Below are 26,077 nucleotides of genomic sequence, written 5' to 3'. Positions count from 1 at the left end.
GATCGCGGAAGACGAAAGTCAAAGAGGAATCGGTGGAGTACAAACCTAGGTTTGTACTCCGGCTAACGCTAAGAGCTACCCCACGGTAACTAGATAGCAACCGCCCTCAAACCGCATCCAACGCTTGCTCCAAATCTTCGACCAGATCGTCGATGTGCTCGATACCGATCGACAACCGCAGCATCTCCTCGCTGACTCCGGCCTTGGCCAGTTCTTCCGGATTCAACTGGCGATGGGTGGTCGACGCCGGGTGAGTGGCCAGCGATTTGGCGTCGCCGATGTTCACCAGCCGGGTGAACAATTTGAAGGCGTCCAGTACCCGCGCGCCTGCCTCGCGGCCGCCTTGTTTCAAACCGAAACTCAAAATGCCCGAGGCCCTGCCGCCCATGTATTTTTGCACCAAGGCGTGGTCGGGATGTTCCGGCAGGCCGGCGTAATTGACCCAAGCCACTTTCGGATGGTCTTGCAGCAGTTTGGCGATTTCCCAGGCATTCTCGCAGATGCGGTCCATCCGCAACGGCAGCGTTTCGATGCCTTGCAATACCAGGAACGCATTCATCGGCGCGATCGACGCGCCCATGTTGCGCAAGGGCACGACCCTGGCTCGGCCGATGTAGGCTGCGGCGCCTAGCGCTTCGGTGTAGACCACGCCGTGATAGCTGACATCCGGCTCGTTCAGACGCTTGAAGCGGGCCTTGTGTTCAGCCCACGGAAATTGGCCGGAATCGACGATGATGCCGGCCACCGAGTTGCCGTGGCCGCCCATGTATTTGGTCAAGGAGTGCACGACGATGTCGGCGCCGTGCTCGATCGGCCGGCACAAATACGGCGACGGCACGGTGTTGTCGACGATCAGCGGAATGCCGTGGGCGTGGGCGACCTCGGCCAAGGCCGCGAAATCGGTGACATTACCCAGCGGGTTGCCGATGGATTCGCAAAAAATAGCCTTGGTGCGGCTATCGATCAACGGCGCGAAACTGCCCGGCTGACGCGGATCGGCAAAGCGCACTTCTATGCCCAGTTGCGGAAAAGTATGGGCAAACAAATTGTAGGTACCGCCGTACAAAGTCGAGGCCGAGACGATGTTATCGCCGGCTTCGGCGATGGTTTGGATGGCATAAGTGGTGGCCGCCTGGCCGGAAGCCAGCGCCAGCGCCGCCAAGCCGCCCTCCATCGCCGCCACCCGCTGTTCCAACACGTCTTGGGTCGGATTCATGATGCGGGTGTAGATATTACCTTGCACTTTCAGGTCGAACAAATCCGCGCCGTGCTGGGCGCTATCGAAGGCATAGGCGACGGTTTGGTAAATTGGCACGGCGACCGCCTTGGTGGTGGGGTCCGGCGCGTAACCGGCATGGACGGCCTGGGTCTCGATTCTCATACACACTCCTGTTGTTTATTATGGTTTGCTAATCCTCGTCGAGGAAGGCGGGATTATACAAGCCGCCGCCCCCCACGCCAGCCCGGTTCTCGCGATTTGCGGACGATAGGAAAGGCATGGCGGTAGCTCGGACAACTCGAACGACCGTTCGGGGAGCGGGATAGGCTAGACGGGACGCGGGCGGGCGCTCGATAAAAATCGGGACTTTCTCACCTGCCTGGTCAGCGGTTTATCCTAGAAAAATCAGTTGAGCATTCCAAACCCCGTTCGCCCCGAGCCCAGTCGATGGGTGGGCTGGATTGGAAATGCTCGCCAAATGGGGGAGGTTTAACTTCCGCACGGTCTTTGGAAAGCCCGGCAAGAACGGATTTACGCGTTCGAACTGATTTTTTTAGGTTTATTTGCGTTTGGCCTTCTTGGCCGGCGCGGGCGCGGGAGGTTCGGAGACGGGCGGCGTGGTTTCCGCATTAGCCGAACAATCCTTGGGTTTAGGCTCGACGTAGGGAATTTTGACCGACAGATCCTTGCCGTCCACCGGATAATCGCTTTCCAAGTACTTACCGCAACTGACGTGCTTGGGCGAATAATTATCCACGTAGATTTGTTGAGTGTTGTTGGCCGGATAGAATTCGCCGCTCGGGCAGCGCGCCGACTGGGTGGGGCCGATAGCGATCAGGGTGCCTTTCTTCAGGGTACATTTGGCGACCCATTTGAGTTCATTCCAAGCGGGGCAGATCGCATTCTTGGCGCGGTAGTCCTGGTCCGTGCCGGACGGGCGTTCCGCGGTCCACCAAGGGCCGAGCCGGTTACTGCCGCCGTAGGCGTTCAAGCCGCCGTCAGGGCCATTCCACATCCGGTAAACTTCGACGTCGTCGGTGATGCGGAGCAGTTTGCCCGACGCTATCCCGCCTTTTTCCGGTTCGGCAACCGCGCTGGCGAGAACGTCGTTATCGCAGCTTTCGGCGCAGTCCTCGACTAACTCGACCTTGCCGGCCATCGCCGCCGGCAGAAAAATCGGCTTTTGCTGACATTCGCAGCCGGCCGCCAATAACACTAACGCCAACAAGCCGATTTTCGCGCCGGCGCCGATGCCGGCCGCGATGCCGCCGACTACGGGATTGGCGGCGCGAGGATTTTTCATGAGTCGAGGAGATTGTTCGGTCATCGCAAGTTGTCCTGGATTTGGCTGAAGTTAACGGAGAAGGAAGCGCTTATTTATCCGCGTCGGCGGCGGGCGGTTTGCGGCCGGAGCCGCGAATCGCAAACAGTTTGGAGATCGCGTCGAACCAAAACGGCGCGCCCAAGGTACCGGTCATCGCTGTGATTAGCCAGCCTAGCCAGGGAGCTTTTTGGTCGTCCAAGCGTTGGATCGCGCAAGGTGTGCCCTGGCTGTCGTATTTGACGTTCCAACCGATCGGTAACGACAGTTGCCGAAAATGATCGAGGTCGCGGCGCAAGGCTTCGATACTTTGCCGCAGTTTGACTTGCGCTTCGCTGTCGGCGCCGTCCGGATTCAGCGGCCCGGCCGCATTGTCCGCCCGCTGGGCCGTTTCGACCAACGCCGAGACCATGGCCGGATTCGAGCGTAGATAATGGGCGATGTGCAGAGTATCGACATTCAGGACGGCGGCCAATAAAAAGCCGACCGCGAACATCACCGCCTGACTGCGGCGTTTGTACCAACCGCCGACTCTGTCCATCACCAGCGAAAAATGTTGCTCGACCTTGGTCTTGAAAGCCGCAAGATCGCCGCCGGCGGTTTCCAGCATCGGCCCGAACAAGGTTTGCAGATGCGGACTCAGTTCGGCCAGGCTGGCGGCAATCCGTTCCGGGGTGCGCTCGCCCTTGGCCAAAAATTGCACGAAGACCTCGGCGAAGCAGGCCGGCTCGATGTAGGACGGTTTGGAGCCGGGCTGCGACAAGGTATCGATCAAGGGATGGGCGAACAGCTTTTGGGTCAATGCCGGCAAGCCGGGCACCGCCGCCAAATCGGCGGTATCGTTCAGCACCTCGTGGATTTTGCGATCCACTTGTCCCAGCCAGCGCCGCCAGCGGGCGCTGCCTTCCAGTTCGCCCATCAACAACGCGACACCCTCGAACAACACCTTGCCGCGCATTTCCAGCAATTGGGCGACCACTTCGTTGACGCTGCTCACCAAGCCGGCGAACATCGCGAATACCAAACATAAGCCGATTAAAATGTCGATCATGCGCTTTACGTCCCCCCAATTGAAAGGGTGTCGGAATGCCCCTCTCCTCGCGAAAGAGAGGTCGGGGCGCGGGGAAATGCAAGGTAACGCATTGTTTTTACCCCTCCCCCTGCCCTGTCCCGCAAGGATAGGGTTCTGTTTTGACTTTTACGACAGCCTGTTGAAGCTTCAATGACGAATTTAGCCGCCGAACACGATCGGCTGGCCTTCGGTCCTCGCGGCATCGCGAGTATAAGCCACGCCGTCCACCTTTAGACGGCGCTGGTCCAGTAACGTGATGGTACCGCCTTTGTTGGACAATTGCGCGCCCTTGCCGCTCAGCATCACTGTCAAGGCGCGGCCGGGCTCGATTTTGCCGGCAATCGCTTCGACCTTGTCTTGCTGATCCAGAATTTTCCAGCCGGCCAGGTCCAAGGTTCGGCCGGAGGCGTTCAACAGCGTCACGAATTCCTGGCCGGGATCGGCGCCGGGCGGATTGACCATCGCCGCGACGATACGGGCCAAATGATAGGGCGAATCCGGCGCGACCACCGGCCAGGGATCGACGCCGCCGGTATCGGGAATCGGTACTTCGGGCACGGCAGGCGCGTCGCCGATCGGATCGGCGGTCTGGTCGTCGGTATGCCAAACCTGGTTTTGAAATTTGATGAACAGCCCGACCGCGCCGCCGGAGCCTGAGAAATCAAAGATCAAGCCACCATCGTGGAAAGTGCCGTTGCTCTCGCCGGCGCCACCCTGATTCATGTGGATCAAATGTACGCCGTTGCCGGGTTCGAAATGGAAATACTGGTCCGGTTTTCCGGACTCGGGCCCCCATTTTTCGCCGAAGGCGTAAACCACCGCGCCCGGATCGGCGATTGCCCGCTGCGCCAAGTCTTCGACGAATTCGAACAAATCGTTGTTGGGGCCGGGCGCCAGATGCGGGATGGGCTTCATGTCTTGGGCGCGAAACAGATTGCCGCGGATGTAATCGATCGCCGCGCCGTCGGCGACGCCGTCCGCCAGATTGCTCCAACCGTTCGGCAGTTCGCGGGCCCGGTCCAGCACCGGATGCTTCAGATCGTGCACGATCAAGTATTCGACCAAGCGCTGCGCGACCGGACCTCGGCTGGAACGCACGTTGATCGCGATGCGGTATTTGACGCCGGCCACGCCGACCAGCAGTTCCGAGTGCGGATCATCGTCGCTGTCGCGTTGGTAGTCGATGGCCTTGGCTTTTAGTACGCCGTAATTCTTCATTGTCATCTCTCCTGGAGCATGCCGGCTATGTTTTGGGGCTCGCGTGGGTGCTATTCGCAGCCCAACGGCCAACCATTCCGCCCGGTATTCTCGGCCAAGTTCCGCGATGGGGCAACGGGGATTTCGTACTAGTACAAATGTACTGGGCTCACTGAGATTCGCGGCGAAGCGGGCATATGATCGCGCCGAGCGCCCCAGCTGGACAAACCAAACGCGGAACATTTTTCCCGGCCGATCCGGCTCTTCGGCGCGATGCCATAAATCAGTGCCGACCGGCATCGTTAAGGTTGGCTCGGAGGCAATGTCGGGCGGCCTGAGGCGAGCGCTTCCAACCCGGCAACCCGCTCGAAAGCGAGTACCACGAAAACGATATTTCGTAAGCCAAACGAAATATCGTCTCCAAATTCCCCGGCATTTGCCACGCTTGGGCTTGAGCGCCAGGTGTTGATTCGTGCAAATTTGATTGATATCAATCCTTTGTGAGGTTCTAAGCGGTTGACTTCCCAATTGGCACGCTATTTGACTGAAGTATGTCGTCAGCCGCCGAGCGGCTTCCTGTAACTTTGGCTCAATCAGGGTTTTATCTATGAATATCGACTCCGTAGGGACCAGTGCCGCCCCCATGTCCAGCCGTCAATCGGCCGCGATTTTGCGGTCGAATCTGTTTGCCGAGCGCCAGACTCGGCCGGAAGCAACACAGGTGTTCGCCCCCGACATCCCGATCGCTTGGAACGACCGCGCCGGTACCGAGTCGGTGGCCAATGCGGAGCAGGCTGGCGGCGAACGAAATTGCGCATTGCATGGCGATTGTTTGCATTTGCATCAAGTCAACGCCGAAGTCGCCGAACTGAAACGGGCGCTAGCCATCAGCCAGCAGGAATTGGCCGCCGCGCGGCTGACCATTGCCGAATTGACCAAAACCGAAGCGAATTTAAGCCGGCAATTGCAGCAAATCGCCGAAAGTTGCGAGCAAGCCTTGCATCTAGCCCACCATGACGAATTGACCGGTTTGGCGAATCGCAGCCTGCTGCTGGACCGCTTGCAACAAGCCTTGGCGCAGGCCGATCGCCAGCAAAAACCGGTCGCCGTCTTGTTCATCGATCTGGACGATTTCAAGACCATCAACGATAGCTTTGGTCACGATGCCGGCGACCGTTTGTTGCGCGAAGTCGGCCGGCGTTTGTCGGCCGATATTCGTTGCGGCGACACCGCCTGCCGCTACGGTGGCGACGAGTTTTTGTTGCTGTTGACCGACATCGACGGCGAGGCCGGCGTCAATGCGGTGATCGAAAAAATTCACGCATGCCTGGCGGCCCCGTATCAATTGGCCGGTCGGGAAATCTCGGTCAGCGCCAGCATAGGCGCGGCGCTGTATCGCCGGGACGGCCTGAACGGCACCGAATTGTTGAAACAAGCGGACCGGGCGATGTACCGGGCCAAACGGCGGCGGGGTTTAGGCGATTCAGTGTGTTAGTCGGAATGACTTTCCCGTTTCGGCAAGCCGGCGAAACGGGAATGCGTCGCTAGCCGGGGCGGCAATGTACTCCGGCCCCGGCTTTACTTGAACACCTTAGCGCGCAGCTATCCAGCCGCCAACCGCCGCCGGCCGGTCAACCAGCCCAGCAGCATCGTGCCGAACAACCAAGCCGAAGCCGGCACCGGCACCGGGTTGATCGGCCCGGAGTCGTCCGGACGACTGATCATCGTCCGGGCGGACACGGTGGCCCCGAAGGACCCGCTCACCAAATGCTCGCCGTCGCCGGAAATCACGAAGACAAAGCTGCCGTTTCGCGTTTGCGGTACCGCATCGTAGCTGTTGGTGGACACCAGGACCGCCTTGTTGGCGCCCGTGCCGTCGCTGCCGTAATAGTTGGCATAGATATTGGTCGTCGCGTTCGCCCAATTGTAAATATCGCCTTCGCCGCCGCCGCTGACCGAGTGTTGCCAGTCCAGTGTCAATATGGCCAGACCGTTACCGCTTAATTCGAAACTACCGCTGTTGCCGGCAGTCGCAAAGCCATTGGTGTAGTTACCGGTCGTGCTTTGCGAATGACTGTCCAGCGAGTCGGCATTGCGGGTGGCGCGGCTTTGCGAAAGCGTGGTGGCGGTGTCGGTCGTCAACGCGCTGCCGAAATCGGCCGCCGTAACACTTTGGTTCGGATAATCGTTACTGGGTGGATCGGTCCAGACGAAGGCCCAGGAGTTGGCGATGCCACTCTGATCGGTCCAGCGAAATTCCGGCGCGTTAGTGCCGTTCGATAAATCGATAAGCTGAATATTGAAACTGCTCCAGTCTATCGTCGAACTGGCGACGACCGATGCATGGGCGCTAGGCAGGCTCCCGACCGCGCACAATGCGTATAACGCCGCGACGGCGGGGATAGATAAACATTTCATAATGATATTCCTTGGATAACGAATGGGGTTGAGCAACGGGCGAACGGCTGATCCGTGATGGGATGGTCAGCGCCGACCGGGCACGATAAAAGAGTCGGTTGGACAAGGCCGCCGGGTCGCTCGTCGATGCGTGGGTGATCCGGCCTTCGGTGTACGCGCGCTAACATGAAGTTGGTAGCGATTTGCGCTTCAGACCGCCCAATGCCGCAACGACCGTGCCGCCGAACAGCCAGAACGCCGAAGGGATCGGCACGAAAGTGAGCGTGCCGTCATTGACACTGGTATTGACATAGGCCGTGACCACAAAATTACCGCTGACCACATTGACGCCATCGCCGGTGACGGCAAAGCGAAACCTGCCGCTTTTGCTTTCCGAACCCAGAGAAGGGTTGAGTAATGCGTACATGGTACTATAGCCGTTTGTGCCGTTTTGGTCGGTATCATTGCCGGACAGACTGACGGTGGCAAAGCCAGTGGCGGACAACTTATTGACGTACTCCACGCCGCTGACTTCCAAGGTCCAATCCAGCGTGATCAGCGCAACGCCTTTGCCACGCATTTCGAAGCTACCTTGGCTGTCGGCCTCGGTCACTGCGTAATTGTTGCCGAGCACATCGCCTTGGGCCTGGACTTGCACGATCCCATCGCCGCGTTCGGCGTGGCTGCCGGAGAATCTACTATTACTCACGGAGCTTAGCTGAGTCGTGAAATCGTCAACGCTTTGATTGTCGGAGCTGCCCTCCACGTGATCCGTGTAAGCATAGGTATTCGCACTGCCAAACGGCGAAACCCAACTAAATTGCGGCGTATCGAATCCGCCGGACAAGTCGATAATCTCCACGTCTAGCGGGTTCCAATGAACGGTGGCCGTGGCGACGACCGTCGCGCCGGCGGTTTGCGGGCCCATGCTTAGCGCAAGCAAGCCAAAAGCCAGTAAGGGCTTGAAACTGGAAAATGTCATACGATGGTTCCTGAAGGTAATGTTGGGGAATATGAGGCGCTTGTTCCGCGCGATTTAACGCGCATTCGGGCTCAAGCCTCGGCGGCGCGAAACGCCGATTAAACCCAGCAAGGTCGAGGAAAACAGCCACGCGGCGGCCGGCACCGGTACCGGGCTGGTGGGCGTCGTCAGCGACGGGTTCAGCGAGAAATGGCCGATGACGCGGGTATCGCCGTCTAAATTAAAAAATATTCGCGAGTACAGGGAGTCGCCGAGTTTGAAATCGGCGTCGATGCTCAACAAGCCGTTATCCGGATTTACGCCGAAAGCCGGGTCGATCAGTTCGAAGAATGCTCCGCTTGCTGGACCGGCATCGTTGCCGATATACCAACTCTCGGTTTCGCCGCGATGCTCCAACGTCAAGCCCCGCATCCACAGCACGCCGGAAGGCGAGTTGAAATCGCTATGCAGGCGTAGCGAGCCGCCCAGCGCAATCTTGCCGACCCCGGTGGTCGGATCGAAATCGGTCGGGTGATAGCCGTCAGCCCAGCCGGGGTCCAGGCCCTCGCCCAGCGAATCGACCGCCATGGCCCAACCGCCGGCCGGTTGCGCCGCCGGAACTTGCTGTGCGGGATCCAGCACCCGCCATTCGGCAAGAGCCGCCGCAGTCGCGGTACCGTTGGCAATCGCGGCATTGGTGGCCAACCACCAGGGTTGCAATTTGGCAGGCACGCTGTTGTCGACAAACAACTGCGGATAAGCCCAACGCCGCCCGGCTATGTCGGCGGTGGGTATCCGCTGACCACCGTAGAGCTCCTGATAGTTCATGTTTTTATAGCTTTCCAGCGGTTTCAGCGTCGCCCAGGTTGCTTGATCGTAACTGAGATAGGCTGTGCCGCCGATGGAGCCCTCCAGCGCCACGGCGTTGGCCGACGCGGCGATTGCCGCCAAGCCGCAGAGAGAAAGTTGCCGGACCCTGCTCGAAGGTCCGATACGTGAAGTATGCATTGTCATCATGTTTGCTCGAGTAAAGACGTTTTTAGGAAAAGTCGTGAATCGCTAACGGGAATTGCCATCAGCGTATTAACCCGGCCCTACTGATCACGGGTATTCCGTTCGGGCTGAGCGCGTCTAAGCCCCCCGCTGGCGTGGCCTGAGACAGGCTCGCGGCGAACGGTATTTAATAGCCGGGTTAATAATTCAATAGGCATTAACTATGCCGTTAGGAATAGATTCTGGAATTTTTTAGTTCGCCATTTGTTAGCAACTGATTTCATTAGGCAATTTTTCTATTTAGACCGATGGGTCTCGACGAGTGTCTAGGCGTGATTGCTGTCTAACGGAGACAAAGTGCGGCATTTCACATTTGATGCGGGATATGCCGTATTTTTGGCGATTCCCGAAGGTGCGCCGATATTCGTCGGAGACAATGACGATCATCGGAGAGACTCGCGGGGCGGTTGCGGCGCCTACCCAGGCTAGGGGCGTTCGCTTGAACGCCCCTAGCATTTAAGATTTAGCGCCAGGTTTTACCGATTAGTGCTTTAGCGAAGTAGAGCGCGATAACTCGAACAATCAGCGCAATCCCCCTGCCCGTGATGCAGGCGCTCGCATAGGGCTAGGCACTGCCGGCATTCAACCGGCGCACAGGGCTTTGCAGGAAAATCGAAAGATCAACAGCACGATCCAAATCAGCGCTAGGCTTGGCGGGAGAATGTTCAACGGCAACGCGCCGGCCCAATGGGTCCAGTGCAAATCGGCTTGGCGGTTGGGCCGGCTCGCGCCTATCAACGGAATGGAAGCGCCCGCGACCGCGTTGATTCGCCGGGTTAATCTGGCCCGTTCTTCCGCCAACGAACGGACGACCGATTCGGCCGCTTTCGCCGAGAAGAACACGATAACGCTCGAAACCAATCCGAACAGCGGCATCGCCCACAGCAGGAACTCGAAATCTCTTCGCACGTGTACGCCTTGGGCCGTCACCAGCACCGCGTGCGTCGCCAAGCAAAAAGTCTGAGACATATAAAACCACGACAGCCGATTGGATATCCATTGATGCTCGGCAGCGATAATCTGCTCGACATATTGAGCGACCGCGCATAGATCGGCTATTTCGGTTCGATCGGCGTTGTTGGGCTGATTTGGAGTCATGGCGCTAGTCCGAGTTTGGTTGCTTAATACCGAATTCGTTGGCGTTCCGATTGGATCCGCGCCCTATATAAGCTACTCCGTCGCCCGGCGCATCGCAAAGTCCAACCAATCACAGCGGCCAATCGCGCGCCGGAGTACAAACCTAGGTTTGTACTCCAATCAGCAGCATTCGGCTGAGTCTTAGGCTAGAAGGAGAATCCAAGCGAGCGCTGAGGTTTAAATTTGGCGGAGACCGCGAATCAGACCGCGATCTGTGACTGTTTGCGCCGCAAGCCCAACCAGCCCATCAGCGCCGACAACATCAGCCACGCCGATAGCGGTAGCGGGACGATGGCGGCTTGGCGGTAATCGAAACCACTGGAAGCGCTTAAGCTAAAGTTGGAAATGGCATTTCCGTGATCGTCGAACAAGCTGTCGATGCCACCCCACAACAAGGTGTGCGATAGATCGGCCACGGCATTGACGCCACCGCTGCCGGCGGTTTTGAAGTACTGAACGTCCGACAGCGCATGGCTGGACACCGATAGACTGTAACCGATGGTTTGGGCGATGCCGAACCGAAAATTTATCGTGACGGGTATTGTGATTGAGGCGGTGCCGCGATGGTAATCGACATTGGGAATCGGACTGAACCCATAAGAGGTATTGGCGCATGCCAATTGTCCGCCGCCGCACGCGTCGTCCCAAGTTTGAGTGGGCCAATTCAGTCCGCTGCCGGCCAATGAAACCGACGACCGGCCTTCATTGGATGCCAACAGCAGGCCGCCATCCGGGCTCTTAAGCATCACGCCGGGGTCGGTGTGGACCAGCGCATTGCCCGAGACGACGATACTCGCCGAGAAACTGCCAAGACGGCCGTTCATGCCAGACGCGTTGATTGTCAATAGATCGTACCAATTGGCGCTGGCATGGGTATCGGCGCTGCCGCCGCCGGCTCCACTAAGATTGCCTTGAGCATCTTGGTGTTTGGTACTGTACATGCTATCGCTACCGGCATAAACCCCAAGGTGGCCGGCCGAGGCATGAGCGGAGGCGGTCGAGCGCGCGTAACCCGATTCGCCGTCGGCCGACAAGGTATAACTGGCAACCGCCGAGGACGGCGTGTAGCCAGAGTGATTGTCGATGACATTCTTCGTCGCGTTGGTTCCTGGATTGGGAACGCTGTACTTGTTGGTTTGGGCAATAGTCGTACTGACCGAGGCGTTGGTGGACGCGCTTGCGATCGGGCTGGCCAGCACGACGCTGAATATAGTTAAATAATTTTTGATATTCGGCATAGTCGTTACTCGTCGGATTGGATTTTAAATCGATTGTCTTTTAAAACGGTTGCTCTATTCGGCCGGAATGATTGTTTCTGGGTTTCCAATTCTGGTTCGGGTTTGGATTCGCATCGCACGAAAAATAGCCCAAGGAATTATTGGGTACTTCGGTCAAGCAAGAAAAGTTATTGACGTTTCTAATGATAAAAGCATTGTTGTTTGGCACAGGCATGGCTTCCCAGAGCTGGTTGCGGTCAGTCGAATCGCAGATAGCCAGGTTAATTTGATTAGCGTCTCCCACATGCAGGCATAAGCAGGGGTTATCTACACTAGCGATCATACCGATCTGTTGAATACCGTATACGGTCATAAAATCCCAACGACTAGCGGGCGAGCCCGAGTCGGCGGTCATTTCCAAGCCATCGTTGGCGGTTTTTCCGATAACCGAACCGCTCGCTTCGTTGATTAACGTGTAATTTTTTTGTCCGGCGGGCCAGCTTTCCGGGGCGACGCAGATATTCGCTGAGTCGACGAAATGCGTCGGGTTGGGAGAGCAATACCAGCAGGGAATATCGGCTTCGGCGGTTATGGTGTGTTTGCCGGCCGGCAATTGCAAACTACTCGTGCGTTCGCTGTCCGAAATATAAGGCACTTGATGGGTAATATCGATCTCTCGAACCGTGCCGACGTCCAGTTTTACCGAACTTCGGTCGATACTGGGTGTTGCTTTAATATCGATACGGGCGGCGGCGGGCAGTTTGATAGTCGATAGATCCTTGGGAGCATATATTCCAAAACTGGCACAGCCGTTCGCCAATGTCGAGGCAACCAAAAATGGCAGAACGTATTTTATATTCGCCATATCCGCAATCTCCGTGAATTTGGAATTTTTATTGATGGCCGATAAATCCAATGGAAAATCGATTTAATACCAGCGATATTTGAATTGAATTCTACATCAGGCTAAATCGGGTTTTTGAGGTAATTTTTCACAGCCATGATATTCGTGTCGATTCGCCAATCTGCACGGAATTGCCGAACTGAATCTCTCTTGGACTTACCCACTCTTTCCGAATCATTGGTTTGCTGCCGTCGATTGTGGCCGCCATTGCGTTTAGCGCATGCCGCATTAAGCGCATTTCCGGACACGGAATAGAGATTTACCGCCGAATTTAAAACGCCAATCATCGCGCCATAAACACTCACAACGACTTCGGGAACCTTCCTGGCGAGTTCGGGGACATTTTTTCGGCGCCGGGGTGTCCCCAAAAACGGCCGGGAACCTCGCCAAGACTTCTGGGAAAGTTCCCGAGACTTCTGGGAAAGCCCCCAAGATGGCTGAAAACACGGATGAGAGCGCTGGGAACGTTGCTAAAAGTTCTGGGAGCGTTCCCTGAGTCATGGTGAACGTTTCCGACGGCGTAATTCGCATTTATTTCGCCACCGGGAACCGCAAAAAGTCAATCCGCGCGGTTAAATTGGCGCGAAGTACACTTTAACCGCCGTAAATCGCAAGCCTGGCCGTTTTGGCGGTCTGGCCCCGGCGCGCATCGTCAACGTGGCCGCTCGCCATCTTCCCGCAATTTGCGCCGTTTCCGCTCCCTGGCTTTGTCTATGACCGGCCGCAACCGTTCTGACACCCGGCACCAGGCTTGGTCCGGATTGGCGGCGTTGCCGATCCATTCCTCCGGCGCGCCCTGAATCTCGGCCAGCGGCAAGCCTTGCCAGTCGGTTTCCCGTAAGCGAATCGGCATGACGAATTGCTCGCCGCGCCGGTGCGCGGCCAAGGCCGCTTCGAATTCCTACAAGTAGCAAAAATCCGATGCCACGAAGTCGGGGCTGACCAGACATAGCACGATGTCGGCCTGGGCCAGTTGCTGTAAGATCTCCGGCCGCCATTCCTCGCCGGCGTCGATGTCGCGGTCGTGCCACAGGCTGAGTTTTTGCAAACGCACCAGCGGCGACAAGGCGCTTTGCAGGGCTTTGACAAAGTCTAAATCGTTGTGCGAGTACGAGACGAAGGCTTTGACCGGCAGTTGCAGGTCCGCGTCGCGCATCGCCGCTTCCTCGACGCCGTCCAGCAGATCGGCGATCGCGACGCGGGTTTTCAATTCCTTGACGAAAATGGTCGTTTCGCCGGCCTTTTCCGCTTCGACCAATTCTTCGTAATCTTTGTAAGCTCCGCAACCCGGCACCGGCACCCGTTCTTCGAAAGCCAAACCGCTAAAGTCGGCGACGATTTCCTTGATGGTTTCCCGGATAAAACTTAACAAGCGCCGCCGCTCGTTACCGCAAATATCGATCAACAGCTTTTGGTCTTCCCTGTCCCAACGCACCCTGGCCAGCGCGTCGAATACCGAAGGTTTGTGCAGCACCATGCCGGTGCGCCAGCGCTCGCCGCCGCGAATGAAAGCGTGCAGTTTCACCATCAGCCGCGGAAATACGCTGTTCGGCAAAAAGCTGGGAAAGTGCACGACAAAACGCAGCAGCGCGCCGTCGGCCTGAAATTCCGGCGCGCTGGCCGGCAACAATTGCGGCACGATGAAATCGCCGGGACCGGTTGGGAAGCACAGCTCGAATTCCTGCATCACCCGCACGATGTACAGCAATTTGGCTTTGGGATACACGAATTCGCGCTCGCCGGTGTTGTGCTGTTTGTAGCGCGGATCGTTGATCACCGCGTCGAAGTCCGCTTCCCGCAGCACGCCGCCCTGGTCGGCGACCAGCGCGGAATTGACGATCCGGTAAACGCCGTTGGTCAGCCAAAGCGGATTGAGGATTTGGGTGTCGAAATTCTGCAGGTTGCGGAAATTGATCAATACGCCCAGGTCGTGCAGAAATTGCAGCAGCACGTCCTGGCTCAACGGCCGGCTGACGCCGAGTTCCCGGCAAACCCGGCGGTAGGCGTCGGATTCGATAAAGTCGTAATCCTGCTGCATTTCGACGAAGCGTTGCTTGACCGCCAGCCAATGCTTGGGGAACGGCGTGCGGCGGGTGTCGGCGGCTTCGATTTGGCGGCGCAAGGCTTCGCGAAACTCGATAAAGCCAGGATGTTCGGCCTCGGCGCAGGACAGCCGGTAAAAGCCTCGAATGCGCGGATATTTTTCCTTGAGGCTTTTACGTTCGACTTCGAACGACGGGTTCTCGTCGATCTTGTTCAACACCACCAACACCGGCGAACGGCCGCCGAAACTGTCGGCGTGCTTCAGCCATTTCTCGGCTTGGTCGTCGTTGCGGCTGTTCAGCAGCAGCACGTAGATGCTGCGTTGCGACAAAAAGAACTGGTGGGTGGCGTGCATCACTTCCTGGCCGCCGAAGTCCCACAAATGCGCGGCGACTTGCTCGCCGTCGCTCATCTCGAAGTTGGCTTGGCGGATGCGGATGCCGTGGGTCTGGCTTTCATGGTCGTCGAACGGCTCGTTCATCAGCCGTTTGACCAGCGAGGTCTTGCCGGCCGAGGCTTCGCCGAGAAAGATCACCTTGACCTCGTTGAGCCGCGCGCCGTTGTCGCCCAATTCCTCGAAATAATCGCGCACCGCCTGCGGCGAGTCGCGGGCGATTTCAGCCGGTGGGCAGACCAACGGGCAATCGTCGATACAGATAACGGAATCATTCTCGTAAAATTCGTCAGAATTCCAAGATACATCTATTCGATTTTGAATTAGGCCAAGAAGCGGCGAAAGATCGGTAATTTCAGTGAAACCAACATCCAGCTTTTTTAAATTATTTAAGCCGGTCAAAGGCGTCAGATCGTCGATTTGTGCCTTGGAGCAGTTAAGTTCCTGCAACTGGATCAGGCCCGTCAGCGGCGTCAAATCGCTGACTTGCGTCGAGTAGCAATAAAGTTGCTGTAGCTGGGTTAAGCCTGCCAACGGCGTCAGATCGCTGATTTGGGTCTCGGAGCAGTAAAGTTGCTGCAACTGGATCAGGCCCGCCAGCGGCGTCAAATCGCTGATTTGGGTCTCGGAGCAGTTAAGTTCCTGTAGTTGGGTCAAGCCTGCCAACGGCGTCAGATCGCTGATTTGAGTCTCGGAGCAGTAAAGTTGCTGCAACCGGATCAGGCCCGCCAGCGGCGTCAAGTCGCTGATTTGGGTCCTTGAGCAGTAAAGTTGCTGCAACCGGATCAGGCCCGCCAGCGGCGTCAAATTGCTGATTTGGGTCTTGAAGCAGCCAAGTTGTTGTAGCTGGGTCAAGCCTGCCAACGGCGTTAAATCGCTGATTTGGGTCCCGGAGCAGTCAAGTTGCTGCAACTGGATCAGGCCCGCCAGCGGCGTCAGATCGCTGATTTTGGTCGCGGAGCAATAAAGTTGCTGCAACTGGATCAGGCCCGCCAGCGGCGTCAGATCGCTGATTTTGGTACTTGAGCAGTTAAGTTGCTGCAACTGGATCAGGCCCGCCAGCAGGGTAAAGTCGGCAAGCTTGAAATTAAAACGTAGATTTAACGACTGCAGCCAAGTGCATTCTTCAAGCTGGTCCGGCAAATGGACTAAATCACAGCCGCTCAAATCCAGATGAGAACTTTTCGTCAATTTGTTCTCGGCAATTCGCTTCAAGGCTTCTTCGGACATGGGGCGGTTCCTTTGACATCGGTGCCGATAATCTAACACGGAAGGCAATGGGGTTTGTCGACTCAGACGAGGATGATCTACTCCAGGCAGACCGCAATTTCGGCGAAAGCGCGCAACCGCTTCGTTCCGGAACCGCAACGCTCGCGGGTTGGGACTTTCGCCGCGACAGCCGACGTTTCGATAAGCCCGTGACGATAAGATCGCCGCCCGGCCCCAAAACCGGAGAACCTTACACCCCGGCGACTTGCCGAGGCCATCAAACGTCGGAGTACAAACCTAGGTTTGTACTCCAATCAGCGATGCTCCGCATATCCGACCCCGACGCCCGGCTACTGTATTCGTCAGGTCTAACCAATCCATTACCGCCGGTAAGCATGCGGAAAGTTCCGGCTGGACGGCGGCGGCCGATCGCCGGTCATTGCAACCGCTGAACGCTCAGAACTTGAAATTCCAAACCGGCTTGTTCGGTCGCCGAACGAGCCGTCGATATTGCCTAACGGCGGGTAGCGGCAAGCAAGACGGCGATGCGGATCCGCAATCAGCGGTGTCCAAACGCCGGAGTACAAACCTGGGTTTGTACTCCCGGTTTCGCCCGCTCAGGCGACTTGGCAGGACGCCAGTGCTTCCAACATCTCTTGCCTGGGCAGGTTGCGGCCGATGAACACCAGCCGCGAGGCGCGGGTTTCGCCGGCCGGCCAGGGATTGCCGAAGCTTTCGGTCAGCAGCATGTGTACACCTTGATAGATGACTTTCTTGTCGCAGCCGGCGATGTGCAATATGCCTTTGTAGCGCAGCAGGTCGTTACCGTGGTCGCGGACCATGATGTCGAGAAAGGCCAGAATCCGGGCGGCGTCCAGCGCACGGTCGGTTTCGAACACGAAGGACGTGATGTCGTCGTCGTGTTCGTGGCTGAGGTCTTCCAAGAAATCCGGCTCGATATTCAGGATGTCGTCCAGTTTAAAGCCGTCGATGTCCAGAATGTCGCTCAACTCGGTTTCGCCGAAATGTACGCGCTTGATCGGCGCCCTGGGGTTCATCGCCCTTAGCCGGCTTTCCAGGTCGGCGGCGATTTCGGCTGCGACCAAGTCGGTTTTGGACAGCAAGATTCGGTCGGCGAAACCGACTTGTTCCTGGGCTTCGTGGTGTTCCGCCAATTGTTGATGGGCGTGCGCGGCATCGACAACGGTAACGATGGCGTCCAGTTTGTAGTTTTCGGCGATATCCTGATCGATGAAAAAGGTTTGCGCTACCGGCGCCGGATCGGCCAGGCCGGTGGTTTCGATGACGACTCGCTCGAAATACAGCTCGCCGCTTTCCCGGCGCTCGGACAATTCGCCGAGGATGCGTACCAGGTCGCCGCGCACCGTGCAGCAAATGCAGCCGTTGTTCATCGTGACGATTTGCTCGTCGGCTTGCACCAGCAGTTCGTTGTCAATACCGGCCTCGCCGAATTCGTTTTCGATGACCGCGATGCGCCGGCCGTGGTGTTCGGTGAGGATGCGGTTGAGCAACGTGGTTTTGCCGGCGCCGAGGAAACCGGTCAGGATCGTGACCGGTATTCGGTCGCTGTGTGTTAACTTGGTTTGCATGAGGCCTCCGGGATTAGAGCCGCGGCTTGCGGCGCTCGATCAACGCGTAAGCCGAGTGGTTGTGGATCGATTCGAAGTTTTCCGATTCCACGGTGTAGGCGCTGATACGCGCTTCGGCGTCGAGGCGGGCCGCCACGTCTCGAACCATGTCCTCGACGAATTTCGGGTGGTCGTAGGCGTATTCGGTCACGTATTTTTCGTCCGGGCGCTTCAGCAGGCCGTAGATCGGCGACGAGGCTTCGGTTTCAACCAATGCAATCAGATCTTCCACCCAAACAAAGCCGTCGGTGACTACCGTGACCGTGACGTGGGAGCGCTGGTTGTGGGCGCCGCGCTCGGAAATTTCCTTGGAGCACGGGCACAAGCTGGTGACCGGCACCACGACTTGCACCTTGGTGCGGCAGCCTGCGGCGTCGATTTCGCCGATGAAACCGACCTGGTAATCCAGCAGGCTGCGCACACCGCTGACCGGCGCAGCTTTCTCGATGAAGTAAGGAAAGCGCATGTCGATATAGCCGGATTCGGCTTCCAGGCGGTCCAGCATTTCGCGGAGCATGGCCGGAAACGAGGCGATGCTGATTTCCCGGTCGTGGCTATTGAGGATTTCGACGAAGCGCGACATGTGGGTGCCCTTGAAGTCGTGGGGCAGATTCACGTACATCGCGAAGCGAGCCACGGTGCGTTGTTCGCCGACGCTTTTGTCCTGAACCCGCACCGGATGCAGGATGTCCTTGATGCCGACTTTGTCGATGGCGATACGGCGACTGTCGGCGCGGGCTTGGATGTCTTCGATGGGCGTCATGGGTTTGATTTACAGGTAATGAAAACGTGGCCGCTCGCCGAAATCGCCGTCGTTGACCGCGTATTGATTGAGTTTCAGGCTGTAGAAGCGGTCGAAATGCTGCTTGACGGTGCGGGCGATGCCGGCGTCGTAATCCGGCGAGACGGCCTGCGCTTGCCCGTCCGGGCGGTCGACCACCACGCCGTCCTTGACCACCACTCGACCGTTTTTGAACACCAATGCGGCATCGGCGAACATCGCCCGATAGTCGGGACGAGCGCCGGCGCGCCGGCCCGGATCGTAAACGGCGATGTCGGCGATAGCGCCGGGCGCCAGATGGCCGCGATCGTTGAAGCCGAGCAGCTTGGCGGCGGCGGAGCGGGTCATCGTCGCGATGTCGCTAAAATTCAATTCGCGTTTTAGACCCGGCAACAGGGTCAGGGCCAGGGCCTCCTGGTTCAAGCCCACCATGCACTCCTGCCGGTAATCGGCATCCATTAATAAGCGGATTAATTCCGGGTAGGCGGTAAACGGCGCGCCGTTGGGGTGGTCGGTGGTGAAGAACAAACGTTCCGGTGCCTCGGCCAGTAAGAACAATTCCAGGCCGATCGCCCATTGCAAAGTGTTGACGAAACTGACTTCGCGGTAACGATACGGCACCACGCCGCCCGAGCCTTCGTTCTCGGCGTCCCACATCACGTATTTGCTCGGGCTGGCGTCGGCGTGGCGGCTATATTGGGCGATCACGTCGCCGGAGATCGTCACGGTTTGGCCGAACAGGACTTGGCCGACGTCCATCGTGATATTGGGATGGCGGTTGAAGGCTTCAATAATCGCGCCGCCGCCGACGAAAAGCCCTTGGCGCCTTCCGCTCCGTAAGCGTAAAACTGAACGTGGGCCAGATGCATGGGCAGGCCTTGCGCGGCCTCCATCGTGGCGACGGCGGTTTCGACGTTGCCGGGCGTGCCCAGATTGTTGCAGTGCACGTGTACCGGATGCGGTACGCCCAATTCGCAGGCGGCGCGTTGCAGGGTTTGCAGAATCTGTCGTGAGCTGACGCCGTAATCGGGCACGATGTCGTCCAGATCGAATTGGCGAACGTTGCTTTTGAAGGCGTTGGCGCCGCCGGCGTTGATAACCTTCAATCCCAAAGCCCTAGTGGCATTTAAAGTCCAGGCCACGTAGTCGTTGATTTGATTTTGGCCGGCCTTGGCGCGCATCAGCCGTAACAGCAGATCGTCGTTGCCGAGTATCGCCAGCGCGGCGGTGTCGATGATCGGAATGTCGGCCATTTGCAGATGCACGTCCAGCGCGCCGACCGGTAGCATGGCCGGTTCGACCACGCAGGTGTAGCCCATCCGGGCGTAGCGATAGCCGATGTCGGTACTGGACCATTTGGCGGTGGAAAACGGATGATTGAGCCGCCTCGCCATCCGGTTGCGGTGCTGCTCCGGCAGCAATAGCCTTGCGGTGTTGACGTTGCCGCCGGCGATATGGCTGTGGATGTCGATGGCGCCGGCCATGACGATCTGGCCGGTGGCGTCGTAAATCGCATCGAAACGCGCGTTCGGACCGGGGTCGGCGACGATGATGCCGTCGCGGATGAACAGGTCGCCGATCTCGCCGTGCAGGTTTTGCGCCGGGTCGTAAATGGCGCCGTTGCGGAGCTTAATCAACATAAGATGGTAGGGTACGCACCGCGTACCAAGCTTGAGATTCCCAACGAATCAATGGCCGAAAGCCGGGTATAGCCGAACAAGGCTGGCTTCGACTCCGCTCAGCCACCGGAGATTGGCTCCGCTTGACCAACAACCATAGACTCCGCACTGCCAACGGAGACTGGCTCCGCTTGGTCAACGACCATAGACTCCGCTCAGGCAACGGAGATTGGCTCCGCTTGACCAACAACCATAGACTCCGCACTGCCAACGGAGATTGGCTCCGCTTGGCCAACGACCATAGACTCCGCACTGCCAACGGAGATTGGCTCCGCTTGGTCGATGGTGATTGGCGCCGTTCGAGCCGCAACCTTCGACGACGATAGGCCGGAAAGCGAGCGGCAACGACCCGGCGGCTCACAACATATCCAAGGTCAACAACAGCCGCCGCGGCTGGACCGCGGTTGGGGTTGGCGAACGGTGGACCAAACCGCGGCCTTCATTGCCTACCCAGTGCTCGCCCTTCATCAAACCCACCGCGTAAGCCGGCATTTGCCGAATCGCGGTGGCGTCGGCGATCAACCCGGATACTTGATCCGGTACGCCGCACCCACCCATGCCCAGTTTGTCGCGATCGACCGCGTATTCCGGCAGCCATTCGGTGCCGATGCCGCCATAACTGCAAATCATCCGCGCCGGCACCCGATCGACGTGAAAGCGCGGGCACATCGCGTTATCCAGGGTCCGCAAGCGCAGGCCGGCTTCGCGCTGGCCGAACAATTCGCAAAACGCCGAGGTCAACCAGACCACGTCGTCCAGCCAAGCCCGGAAGCCGTCCAGAGCGGTAACTTGCGGCCAAATGGCCCCAAAGTCGTAACGGCTGGGATCGACAGCCTGGCTGATTTCGATTCTGGTCTTGTTGCTTAGCGCGGCGTAGACGAAGCCTTCGATCTCGAGCGGTAACGGTCGGTCGATCAAACACAGATTGACGTCCTCCTCGTAGATTCGGGCCAGATCGGCAAATCGATCGGACATCACGGTTTTGGTCGCGGGGCGTCGCTCCAGCGGTTGAAAGCTGTTGGGCGGTACCCGTGGCGATCCGACCGTTTGAGCGAAAGGTGCGCGGGCAAACATGGGTCACTCCTTAGTGGGCTAACAGGGATTGTTCGAAAACGACGATACCTTGCATGAAGGCAATCCCGAGCGCGAACGACGCGCTTTGGCCGCCGAGATGGCGCAAGGTCGAGCGCTCGTGCAGCACCGGAATCAGGTCGGAAGCGGCAATGTAGATGAAACCGCCGGCGGCGATCGGCAACAACACGACCAAGGACGATGCGGCGACCTGACTGAGCAGCAAGGTAAACAAGGCGCCGGGCACGACGCTCAGCGAGCAATAAAAGTTGTATAACACCGCTTGCTTCGGCGCATAACCGCCGCGCAGCAATGCGCCGACATCGCCGAGTTCCTGAGGTACTTCGTGGGCGACGATGGCCAGCGTGGTGGTCAGGCCCAGCGCCGGATCGGCCAGGAAACTGCCGGCGATCAGAATGCCGTCGACGAAGTTGTGGATGGCGTCGCCGATCAAATTCATTTTTGCCAACGGCAGGATTTCGCTACCGGCAGGCCGGGTGTCGACGTTATGATCGTGGCGCCAACGCACCAGCTTTTCCAACACGAAAAAACCGAACACACCGATCAAAGCGGTCATGCACACCTTACTCACCGAACCTTGGCGGGCGACCGCGTCCGGAATCAAGTGAATGAAGGCGTCGCCCAGTAAAACCCCGACCGCCAGTGCCACCAGGAACGGCACAATGCGCTTCAAACTTGCCGCCGGTAGCCACAATGCAAAAGCGCTGGATAGCGAGCACAGGCTGACCGCGAAACTGGCGGCGATGGTGGCTAAATAAGTATTCATGGCGGCGCTACCCCCGATGTGGAAGCTAAAAGTGTTGGCGGTGCGAGTGGCCGCTAAATTCGGCGATACGCCTGGACGGCGCGTGAAACAGCACCCCTGCGACGGTGCAACCCAGTATCGGCGGATAGGCGGAGGTCAAGGTGTCTCGCCGCGAGGCTTGATCGCGCAAGCTCAGCACGACTCCGAGCATCGACGGCAGTTCGCCACCGGTCAACGGCGGAAAGCCATCAGTGTCCGCCATCGCTAAACCACCGTGGGAAATCGTCCCGGAGTTTGCGCCATGCATCCGGCCCCGCCGCTAATTCGGCGTCGGTCAGCAGGCAAGCGTCCAGTTCGCGACGGACCTTTTCGGCATCCACGTTCTGGCCGATGAAGACCAGTTCCTGGCGGCAATCGCCGTAGGGCTCGACCCATTGTTCGCGGATGTCGTCCAGATACTCGGCCGGCCATTGCTCCTCGGGTGCCGAGGCCCACCAGCGTCCGGCCAGGCCGTGGCGCATGATGCCGCCGGCTTGCGACCAGTTGCCGGCGTATTCGGGGCGCGAAGCCAGCCAGAAAAAGCCCTTGGAGCGCAGCAAGGTGCCGTTGTCCCATTCGCCTTCGTGCAAATGGCGGTAAAAGCGCTCGGTATGAAACGGCCGGCGGGCGCGGTAAACGAAGCTGGAGATGCCGTACTCCTCGGTCTCGGGAACGTGCTCGCCGCGTAACTCCTTCAGCCAACCGGGCGCTTGCTCGGCTTTTTCGAAGTCGAACAGACCGGTGTCCAGCACCTGGCCGAGATCGACTTGGCCCATGACCATCGGCACGATTTCGGCATCGGGATTCAGACTGCGCAAAATCGCTTGCAGATTGGCGATTTCGTCGCCGGCGATCAAGTCGATCTTGGAAATCAAAATGACGTTGGCGAATTCGATCTGGTCGACCAGCAGGTCGGCGACATTGCGCTCGTCGTCTTCGCCCAAGGCTTCGCCGGCTTCCTTCAAACTCAAGGCTTCCTGGTATTGGCGCAGGAAATTCACGGCATCGACCACGGTCACCAGGGTATCCAGCTTGGCGATGTCGGACAGGCTGATGCCGCTGTCGTCGCGAAAGGTGAAGGTCTCGGCAATCGGCAGCGGTTCGGCAATGCCGGTGGACTCGATCACCAAATAATCAAAGCGGCCGTCCTTGGCCAGTTTGCCGACCTCGATCAGCAAATCCTCTCGCAGGGTGCAGCAAATACACCCGTTGCTCATTTCGACCAGCTTTTCCTGGCCGCGATTCAGTTGCACCTCGTTCTTGACCAGCGCGGCGTCGATATTTACCTCGCTCATGTCGTTGACGATCACCGCCACTCGCCGGTTTTCCCGGTTACCGAGAATATGGTTGAGTAGCGTGGTTTTACCGGCGCCGAGAAAGCCGGACAAGACCGTGACGGGCAGCTTGGATGGAATTAGTGTAGCCATGACGATGTTATACTATAACAATAGCAGTCCAAAAAAGGGCGCCAGCGAATCGCGGCGCCCTTGCGTATTAATAACTCAATCTGAAACCGACTTCCGCGCCGCGACCGGCTTCCGGCGCGAAATTGCGTAAATACGAAGTGGCGTTGCGGATGTTTTGATCCAGCAGGTTATTGCCCTTGGCGAACACCAATAACTTGGCGTCGCCGGCGGCTTCGATTTGGTAATTGACGCCAACGTTCAGCAAGCAATAACCGGCCGTCGAAGTCTCGAACTCGCCGACGTGGGTCTGATCGTCGGCGCGGGTCAGGCGCAGATAGCTGGATAGTTGGTCTTTGTTGTAATCCAGTTGCAGGCCGTAGCGCAGCGGCGGCATGCGCGGCACGTCGCCGCCGGTTTTGAATTCGCCCCGGGTGTAATCGCTGAACAAGGTCAGTTCCACCAAACCCAGGTGATTTTCGACGACCGGGAAAATCAGCTTGGCTTCGTAGCCTTTGAAAATGGCGTCTTGCTGGCTGCTTTGCACCACCGGTTTACAGTCCACGGCGCAAGGGTTGCCCTCTTCGTCGACGAAGGCGCCGGTGCGGTGCTGGTAAATGTAATCGCCGGCCCAGTTGTGGAACAAGTCCAATTCGGCGCGCAGCCAGTCGCTTTTAAAACGGTAGCCCAAGTCCAGGTTGTAAGCGGTTTCTTCCTTCAAACTCAAGCTACCTAGCTCGAAGCTGCGGGTGGCGTCGTGATAACCGTTGGCCAGCAGTTCCTGGACGTTGGGCGCCCGCGACGAGCGGGTGATCGCCAAATTCAGGCTGTTGCGGCTGTCCAGCTTCCACAGTGCCGACACCGAGGCGCTAACCGGCGTGTAACTTAACGGCGTGTAGCCGTCCGGATGCACGTCGGTCTGCTCGACGCGGGTGCCGAGTTGGTAGGTGACCGGGCCCAAATCGAAGGCTTCGACGCCGAACACGCCGTAGCTGTAAGTGTCCGAGCGCGGTACGATGCTGGCGCCGGTCAGTTTCTCGATGGCGTTGAAATCGCTGACCTGAGCTTGAAAGCCGACCGCGCCGCGCAACGGGCCGATGTCTTGATGGTTGAGTTCGACGCGGCCTTCGTAGCTTTTATTCGTGAAAAAAGCGCCGGGTTCACCGTTGGCGATTTCGGTGTGTTGGTAATCGGTGTAGCCCAGCCGGGTGCGCAAGGTTTTCGCGAACGGTAGCGGATTAGTCAGTTCGCTCTTGAAATCGTATTTGTTCTGGCGCATCGCGATGCGCACCGTTTCCGTGCCGGTGCCGTCCGGGGCGATGCCGTAACTATTGTTCAAGTTGTTGATCGACGCGCCGGCGAAGCCGTTGTCGCCGACCCAGGACAAGCCGGCCGAACCGCTGATCGCCTCGGCACCGGTGTTGTTCAAATAGCCGCGCGGGTTGTCCACGACTTCCAACGAAGGGTCGGTGATCGCCACCTTGGCGGTATCGATACCCTGGCCACCAATGTCCAGATTATTACGATGCCGGTAGAAGCCGTCCAGGTGGTAAGCGATATGGTCCTTGCTGCCTTCGACTTTCATCGTGGTGCTTGTTTCGTCGCTGGTCGAATCGAAGCGTTGCTCCAGCGCCGCGTTCAAGGCTTTGTCGAAGGCCTTGCCCGGAATCCGGTTGTCGATCACATTGACCACGCCGCCCATCGCACCGCTGCCGTACAACAGCGTTGCCGGGCCGCGCAGCACTTCGATGCGCTCGGCCAACAGCGGCTCGACGCTGGTGGCGTGGTCCGGGCTAATCGCGGATACGTCATTGCTACCGATGCCGTTGCTCAACACCCGCACCCTCGGGCCGGCTTGGCCGCGTATTACCGGAGTGCCGACGCCGGGGCCGAAAGACTGACTGGAAATGCCCAGTTCGTTTTTCAAGGTATCCCCTATGCTGTGGCCGGTTTTCATCCTCAACTCGTCGTCGCTAAGCACAGTGACCGGCGATCCGGCCTCGGCTTTTGTCACCGGCAACGGCGCGGTGACAATAACCTCGTCCAGCGAGATGTCGGCTTGGGTTTCCGCGTGAAGCAAACTCGCGGGCAGCATCAACAAGAAAAAAGCAGTTTTATTCATCGGTGGAACTGGAAAAGGGAGTCGGCAAAAATGTTATATTATAACGAATGCGAATGCAACAATATAACACCCGCATTCGTAGGTAACGCCATAGAAGTGCATCGTAGACGGCTACGGACCATTGTTTAACCGAGCCGGTCGAGGCTCAAACACTTTGCAACATCAGGCTCGGGCTCACGATGCCCTCAAAAGCGGGTGCCGGCGAGTAGCGGATTCAATACACCGATACATCCGTCCGACTGGGGCCGGCCGGACAGGTTTTGCCGAATGCACATACAGGCTTAGTCCGGTTCAACGCCGGTCATTTCATAACGCGACTGTTCGGCGACTTTCGGCCATCCTGGTGTAAGCCGCTATACTCTAACCGCTAGCCGAACTCGCCGTTCATCGGCCAGGCTCCTCGCTTTATTCAACCCAAAGTCATTCAATGACAAGGAGACCAC

20 protein-coding genes and 1 pseudogene are annotated in these 26,077 nt (G+C 58.2%); 1 reads left to right on the top strand and 20 read right to left on the bottom strand.

From position 1 onward, the window contains the following. Window positions 1-106: 106 nt before the first annotated feature. The 4 genes from ACP4CD_RS00755 to ACP4CD_RS00740 all read right to left on the bottom strand — a co-directional run bounded on the left by ACP4CD_RS00755 (window position 107) and on the right by ACP4CD_RS00740 (window position 4,830). A complete protein-coding gene (locus ACP4CD_RS00755) occupies window positions 107-1,381 on the bottom strand; it encodes an O-acetylhomoserine aminocarboxypropyltransferase/cysteine synthase family protein (protein WP_064027975.1) in 1,275 nt (424 codons plus the stop codon). 397 nt (window positions 1,382-1,778) lie between these two features. Continuing rightward, window positions 1,779-2,522 carry a hypothetical protein gene (locus ACP4CD_RS00750; RefSeq protein WP_426992967.1) on the bottom strand — a complete coding sequence of 248 codons (744 nt, stop codon included), beginning with the start codon at window positions 2,520-2,522 and terminating at the stop codon, window positions 1,779-1,781. Between the two features lie 70 nt (window positions 2,523-2,592). Next, entirely contained in the window at window positions 2,593-3,591 is a 999-nt protein-coding gene (locus tag ACP4CD_RS00745) for a hypothetical protein (RefSeq protein ID WP_426992966.1), read from the bottom strand. Window positions 3,592-3,771: 180 nt separating this feature from the next. Next, window positions 3,772-4,830, bottom strand: a complete 1,059-nt coding sequence (locus ACP4CD_RS00740; protein WP_426992965.1) for a DUF2278 family protein — start codon at window positions 4,828-4,830, stop codon at window positions 3,772-3,774. 586 nt (window positions 4,831-5,416) lie between these two features. On the opposite strand from ACP4CD_RS00740, the gene ACP4CD_RS00735 reads away from it, so the two are divergent. Continuing rightward, the gene (locus ACP4CD_RS00735) at window positions 5,417-6,304 is read left to right on the top strand and encodes a diguanylate cyclase domain-containing protein (protein WP_426992964.1); all 888 of its coding nucleotides are present in this window, start codon (window positions 5,417-5,419) and stop codon (window positions 6,302-6,304) included. A 107-nt stretch (window positions 6,305-6,411) separates the two neighbouring features. On the opposite strand, the gene ACP4CD_RS00730 is transcribed toward ACP4CD_RS00735, so the two are convergent. The 16 genes and pseudogenes from ACP4CD_RS00730 to ACP4CD_RS00655 form a co-directional block, all read right to left on the bottom strand. Next, entirely contained in the window at window positions 6,412-7,227 is an 816-nt protein-coding gene (locus ACP4CD_RS00730; protein ID WP_426992962.1) for a hypothetical protein, read from the bottom strand. Window positions 7,228-7,387: 160 nt separating this feature from the next. After that, window positions 7,388-8,188, bottom strand: a complete 801-nt coding sequence (locus ACP4CD_RS00725; RefSeq protein ID WP_426992960.1) for a hypothetical protein — start codon at window positions 8,186-8,188, stop codon at window positions 7,388-7,390. 54 nt (window positions 8,189-8,242) lie between these two features. Beyond that, window positions 8,243-9,118, bottom strand: a complete 876-nt coding sequence (locus ACP4CD_RS00720) for a hypothetical protein (protein WP_426992958.1) — start codon at window positions 9,116-9,118, stop codon at window positions 8,243-8,245. 684 nt (window positions 9,119-9,802) lie between these two features. Next, window positions 9,803-10,318, bottom strand: coding sequence for a hypothetical protein (locus ACP4CD_RS00715; RefSeq protein ID WP_426992957.1), 516 nt, complete (start codon window positions 10,316-10,318; stop codon window positions 9,803-9,805). 239 nt (window positions 10,319-10,557) lie between these two features. Continuing rightward, entirely contained in the window at window positions 10,558-11,595 is a 1,038-nt protein-coding gene (locus ACP4CD_RS00710; protein WP_426992955.1) for a hypothetical protein, read from the bottom strand. A gap of 40 nt (window positions 11,596-11,635) precedes the next feature. Beyond that, a complete protein-coding gene (locus ACP4CD_RS00705) occupies window positions 11,636-12,187 on the bottom strand; it encodes a ricin-type beta-trefoil lectin domain protein (RefSeq protein WP_426992954.1) in 552 nt (183 codons plus the stop codon). Between the two features lie 943 nt (window positions 12,188-13,130). Next, a complete protein-coding gene (locus tag ACP4CD_RS00700) occupies window positions 13,131-13,331 on the bottom strand; it encodes a hypothetical protein (protein WP_426992953.1) in 201 nt (66 codons plus the stop codon). Between the two features lie 48 nt (window positions 13,332-13,379). After that, window positions 13,380-16,145: a COR domain-containing protein gene (locus tag ACP4CD_RS00695; protein WP_426992952.1), complete on the bottom strand. Its 2,766-nt coding sequence runs from the start codon at window positions 16,143-16,145 to the stop codon at window positions 13,380-13,382. A gap of 596 nt (window positions 16,146-16,741) precedes the next feature. Continuing rightward, the gene (locus ACP4CD_RS00690; RefSeq protein ID WP_426992951.1) at window positions 16,742-17,734 is read right to left on the bottom strand and encodes a CobW family GTP-binding protein; all 993 of its coding nucleotides are present in this window, start codon (window positions 17,732-17,734) and stop codon (window positions 16,742-16,744) included. A gap of 13 nt (window positions 17,735-17,747) precedes the next feature. Continuing rightward, the gene (folE2, locus tag ACP4CD_RS00685) at window positions 17,748-18,536 is read right to left on the bottom strand and encodes a GTP cyclohydrolase FolE2 (protein WP_426992950.1); all 789 of its coding nucleotides are present in this window, start codon (window positions 18,534-18,536) and stop codon (window positions 17,748-17,750) included. Window positions 18,537-18,545: 9 nt separating this feature from the next. Continuing rightward, window positions 18,546-20,038, bottom strand: a pseudogene (locus tag ACP4CD_RS00680) (formylmethanofuran dehydrogenase subunit A). 552 nt (window positions 20,039-20,590) lie between these two features. After that, the gene (locus tag ACP4CD_RS00675) at window positions 20,591-21,307 is read right to left on the bottom strand and encodes a DUF1826 domain-containing protein (protein WP_426992948.1); all 717 of its coding nucleotides are present in this window, start codon (window positions 21,305-21,307) and stop codon (window positions 20,591-20,593) included. A gap of 10 nt (window positions 21,308-21,317) precedes the next feature. Beyond that, window positions 21,318-22,091, bottom strand: a complete 774-nt coding sequence (locus ACP4CD_RS00670; protein WP_426992946.1) for a ZIP family metal transporter — start codon at window positions 22,089-22,091, stop codon at window positions 21,318-21,320. Window positions 22,092-22,116: 25 nt separating this feature from the next. Continuing rightward, a complete protein-coding gene (locus tag ACP4CD_RS00665) occupies window positions 22,117-22,332 on the bottom strand; it encodes a hypothetical protein (protein WP_426992945.1) in 216 nt (71 codons plus the stop codon). Then, window positions 22,319-23,536 (bottom strand): zinc metallochaperone GTPase ZigA, encoded by a 1,218-nt coding sequence (zigA, locus tag ACP4CD_RS00660; RefSeq protein WP_426992944.1) that lies wholly within the window; start codon window positions 23,534-23,536, stop codon window positions 22,319-22,321. The genes ACP4CD_RS00665 and zigA overlap by 14 nt, the downstream gene beginning before the upstream one ends. Before the next feature lie 67 nt (window positions 23,537-23,603). Next, window positions 23,604-25,634, bottom strand: a complete 2,031-nt coding sequence (locus ACP4CD_RS00655; RefSeq protein WP_426992942.1) for a TonB-dependent receptor — start codon at window positions 25,632-25,634, stop codon at window positions 23,604-23,606. Window positions 25,635-26,077: the final 443 nt, after the last annotated feature.

The sequence above is a fragment of the Methylomonas stagni genome, assembly GCF_050154735.1.
Lineage (GTDB): Bacteria > Pseudomonadota > Gammaproteobacteria > Methylococcales > Methylomonadaceae > Methylomonas > Methylomonas koyamae_A.
Note: the sequence above shows the minus strand (reverse complement) of the source record. Positions and strands in the feature narration are given on the sequence as shown.

Excerpts from the sequence above, each read along its gene's own strand:
- ACP4CD_RS00755 (WP_064027975.1), bottom strand. The coding sequence starts at position 1,381 with ATGAGAATCGAGACCCAGGCCGTCCATGCCGGTTACGCGCCGGACCCC.
- ACP4CD_RS00750 (WP_426992967.1), bottom strand. The coding sequence starts at position 2,522 with ATGAAAAATCCTCGCGCCGCCAATCCCGTAGTCGGCGGCATCGCGGCC.
- ACP4CD_RS00745 (WP_426992966.1), bottom strand. The coding sequence starts at position 3,591 with ATGATCGACATTTTAATCGGCTTATGTTTGGTATTCGCGATGTTCGCC.
- ACP4CD_RS00740 (WP_426992965.1), bottom strand. The coding sequence starts at position 4,830 with ATGAAGAATTACGGCGTACTAAAAGCCAAGGCCATCGACTACCAACGC.
- ACP4CD_RS00735 (WP_426992964.1), top strand. The coding sequence starts at position 5,417 with ATGAATATCGACTCCGTAGGGACCAGTGCCGCCCCCATGTCCAGCCGT.
- ACP4CD_RS00730 (WP_426992962.1), bottom strand. The coding sequence starts at position 7,227 with ATGAAATGTTTATCTATCCCCGCCGTCGCGGCGTTATACGCATTGTGC.
- ACP4CD_RS00725 (WP_426992960.1), bottom strand. The coding sequence starts at position 8,188 with ATGACATTTTCCAGTTTCAAGCCCTTACTGGCTTTTGGCTTGCTTGCG.
- ACP4CD_RS00715 (WP_426992957.1), bottom strand. The coding sequence starts at position 10,318 with ATGACTCCAAATCAGCCCAACAACGCCGATCGAACCGAAATAGCCGAT.
- ACP4CD_RS00710 (WP_426992955.1), bottom strand. The coding sequence starts at position 11,595 with ATGCCGAATATCAAAAATTATTTAACTATATTCAGCGTCGTGCTGGCC.
- ACP4CD_RS00700 (WP_426992953.1), bottom strand. The coding sequence starts at position 13,331 with ATGCCGATTCGCTTACGGGAAACCGACTGGCAAGGCTTGCCGCTGGCC.
- ACP4CD_RS00695 (WP_426992952.1), bottom strand. The coding sequence starts at position 16,145 with ATGTCCGAAGAAGCCTTGAAGCGAATTGCCGAGAACAAATTGACGAAA.
- ACP4CD_RS00690 (WP_426992951.1), bottom strand. The coding sequence starts at position 17,734 with ATGCAAACCAAGTTAACACACAGCGACCGAATACCGGTCACGATCCTG.
- folE2 (WP_426992950.1), bottom strand. The coding sequence starts at position 18,536 with ATGACGCCCATCGAAGACATCCAAGCCCGCGCCGACAGTCGCCGTATC.
- ACP4CD_RS00675 (WP_426992948.1), bottom strand. The coding sequence starts at position 21,307 with ATGTTTGCCCGCGCACCTTTCGCTCAAACGGTCGGATCGCCACGGGTA.
- ACP4CD_RS00670 (WP_426992946.1), bottom strand. The coding sequence starts at position 22,091 with ATGAATACTTATTTAGCCACCATCGCCGCCAGTTTCGCGGTCAGCCTG.
- ACP4CD_RS00665 (WP_426992945.1), bottom strand. The coding sequence starts at position 22,332 with ATGGCGGACACTGATGGCTTTCCGCCGTTGACCGGTGGCGAACTGCCG.
- zigA (WP_426992944.1), bottom strand. The coding sequence starts at position 23,536 with ATGGCTACACTAATTCCATCCAAGCTGCCCGTCACGGTCTTGTCCGGC.
- ACP4CD_RS00655 (WP_426992942.1), bottom strand. The coding sequence starts at position 25,634 with ATGAATAAAACTGCTTTTTTCTTGTTGATGCTGCCCGCGAGTTTGCTT.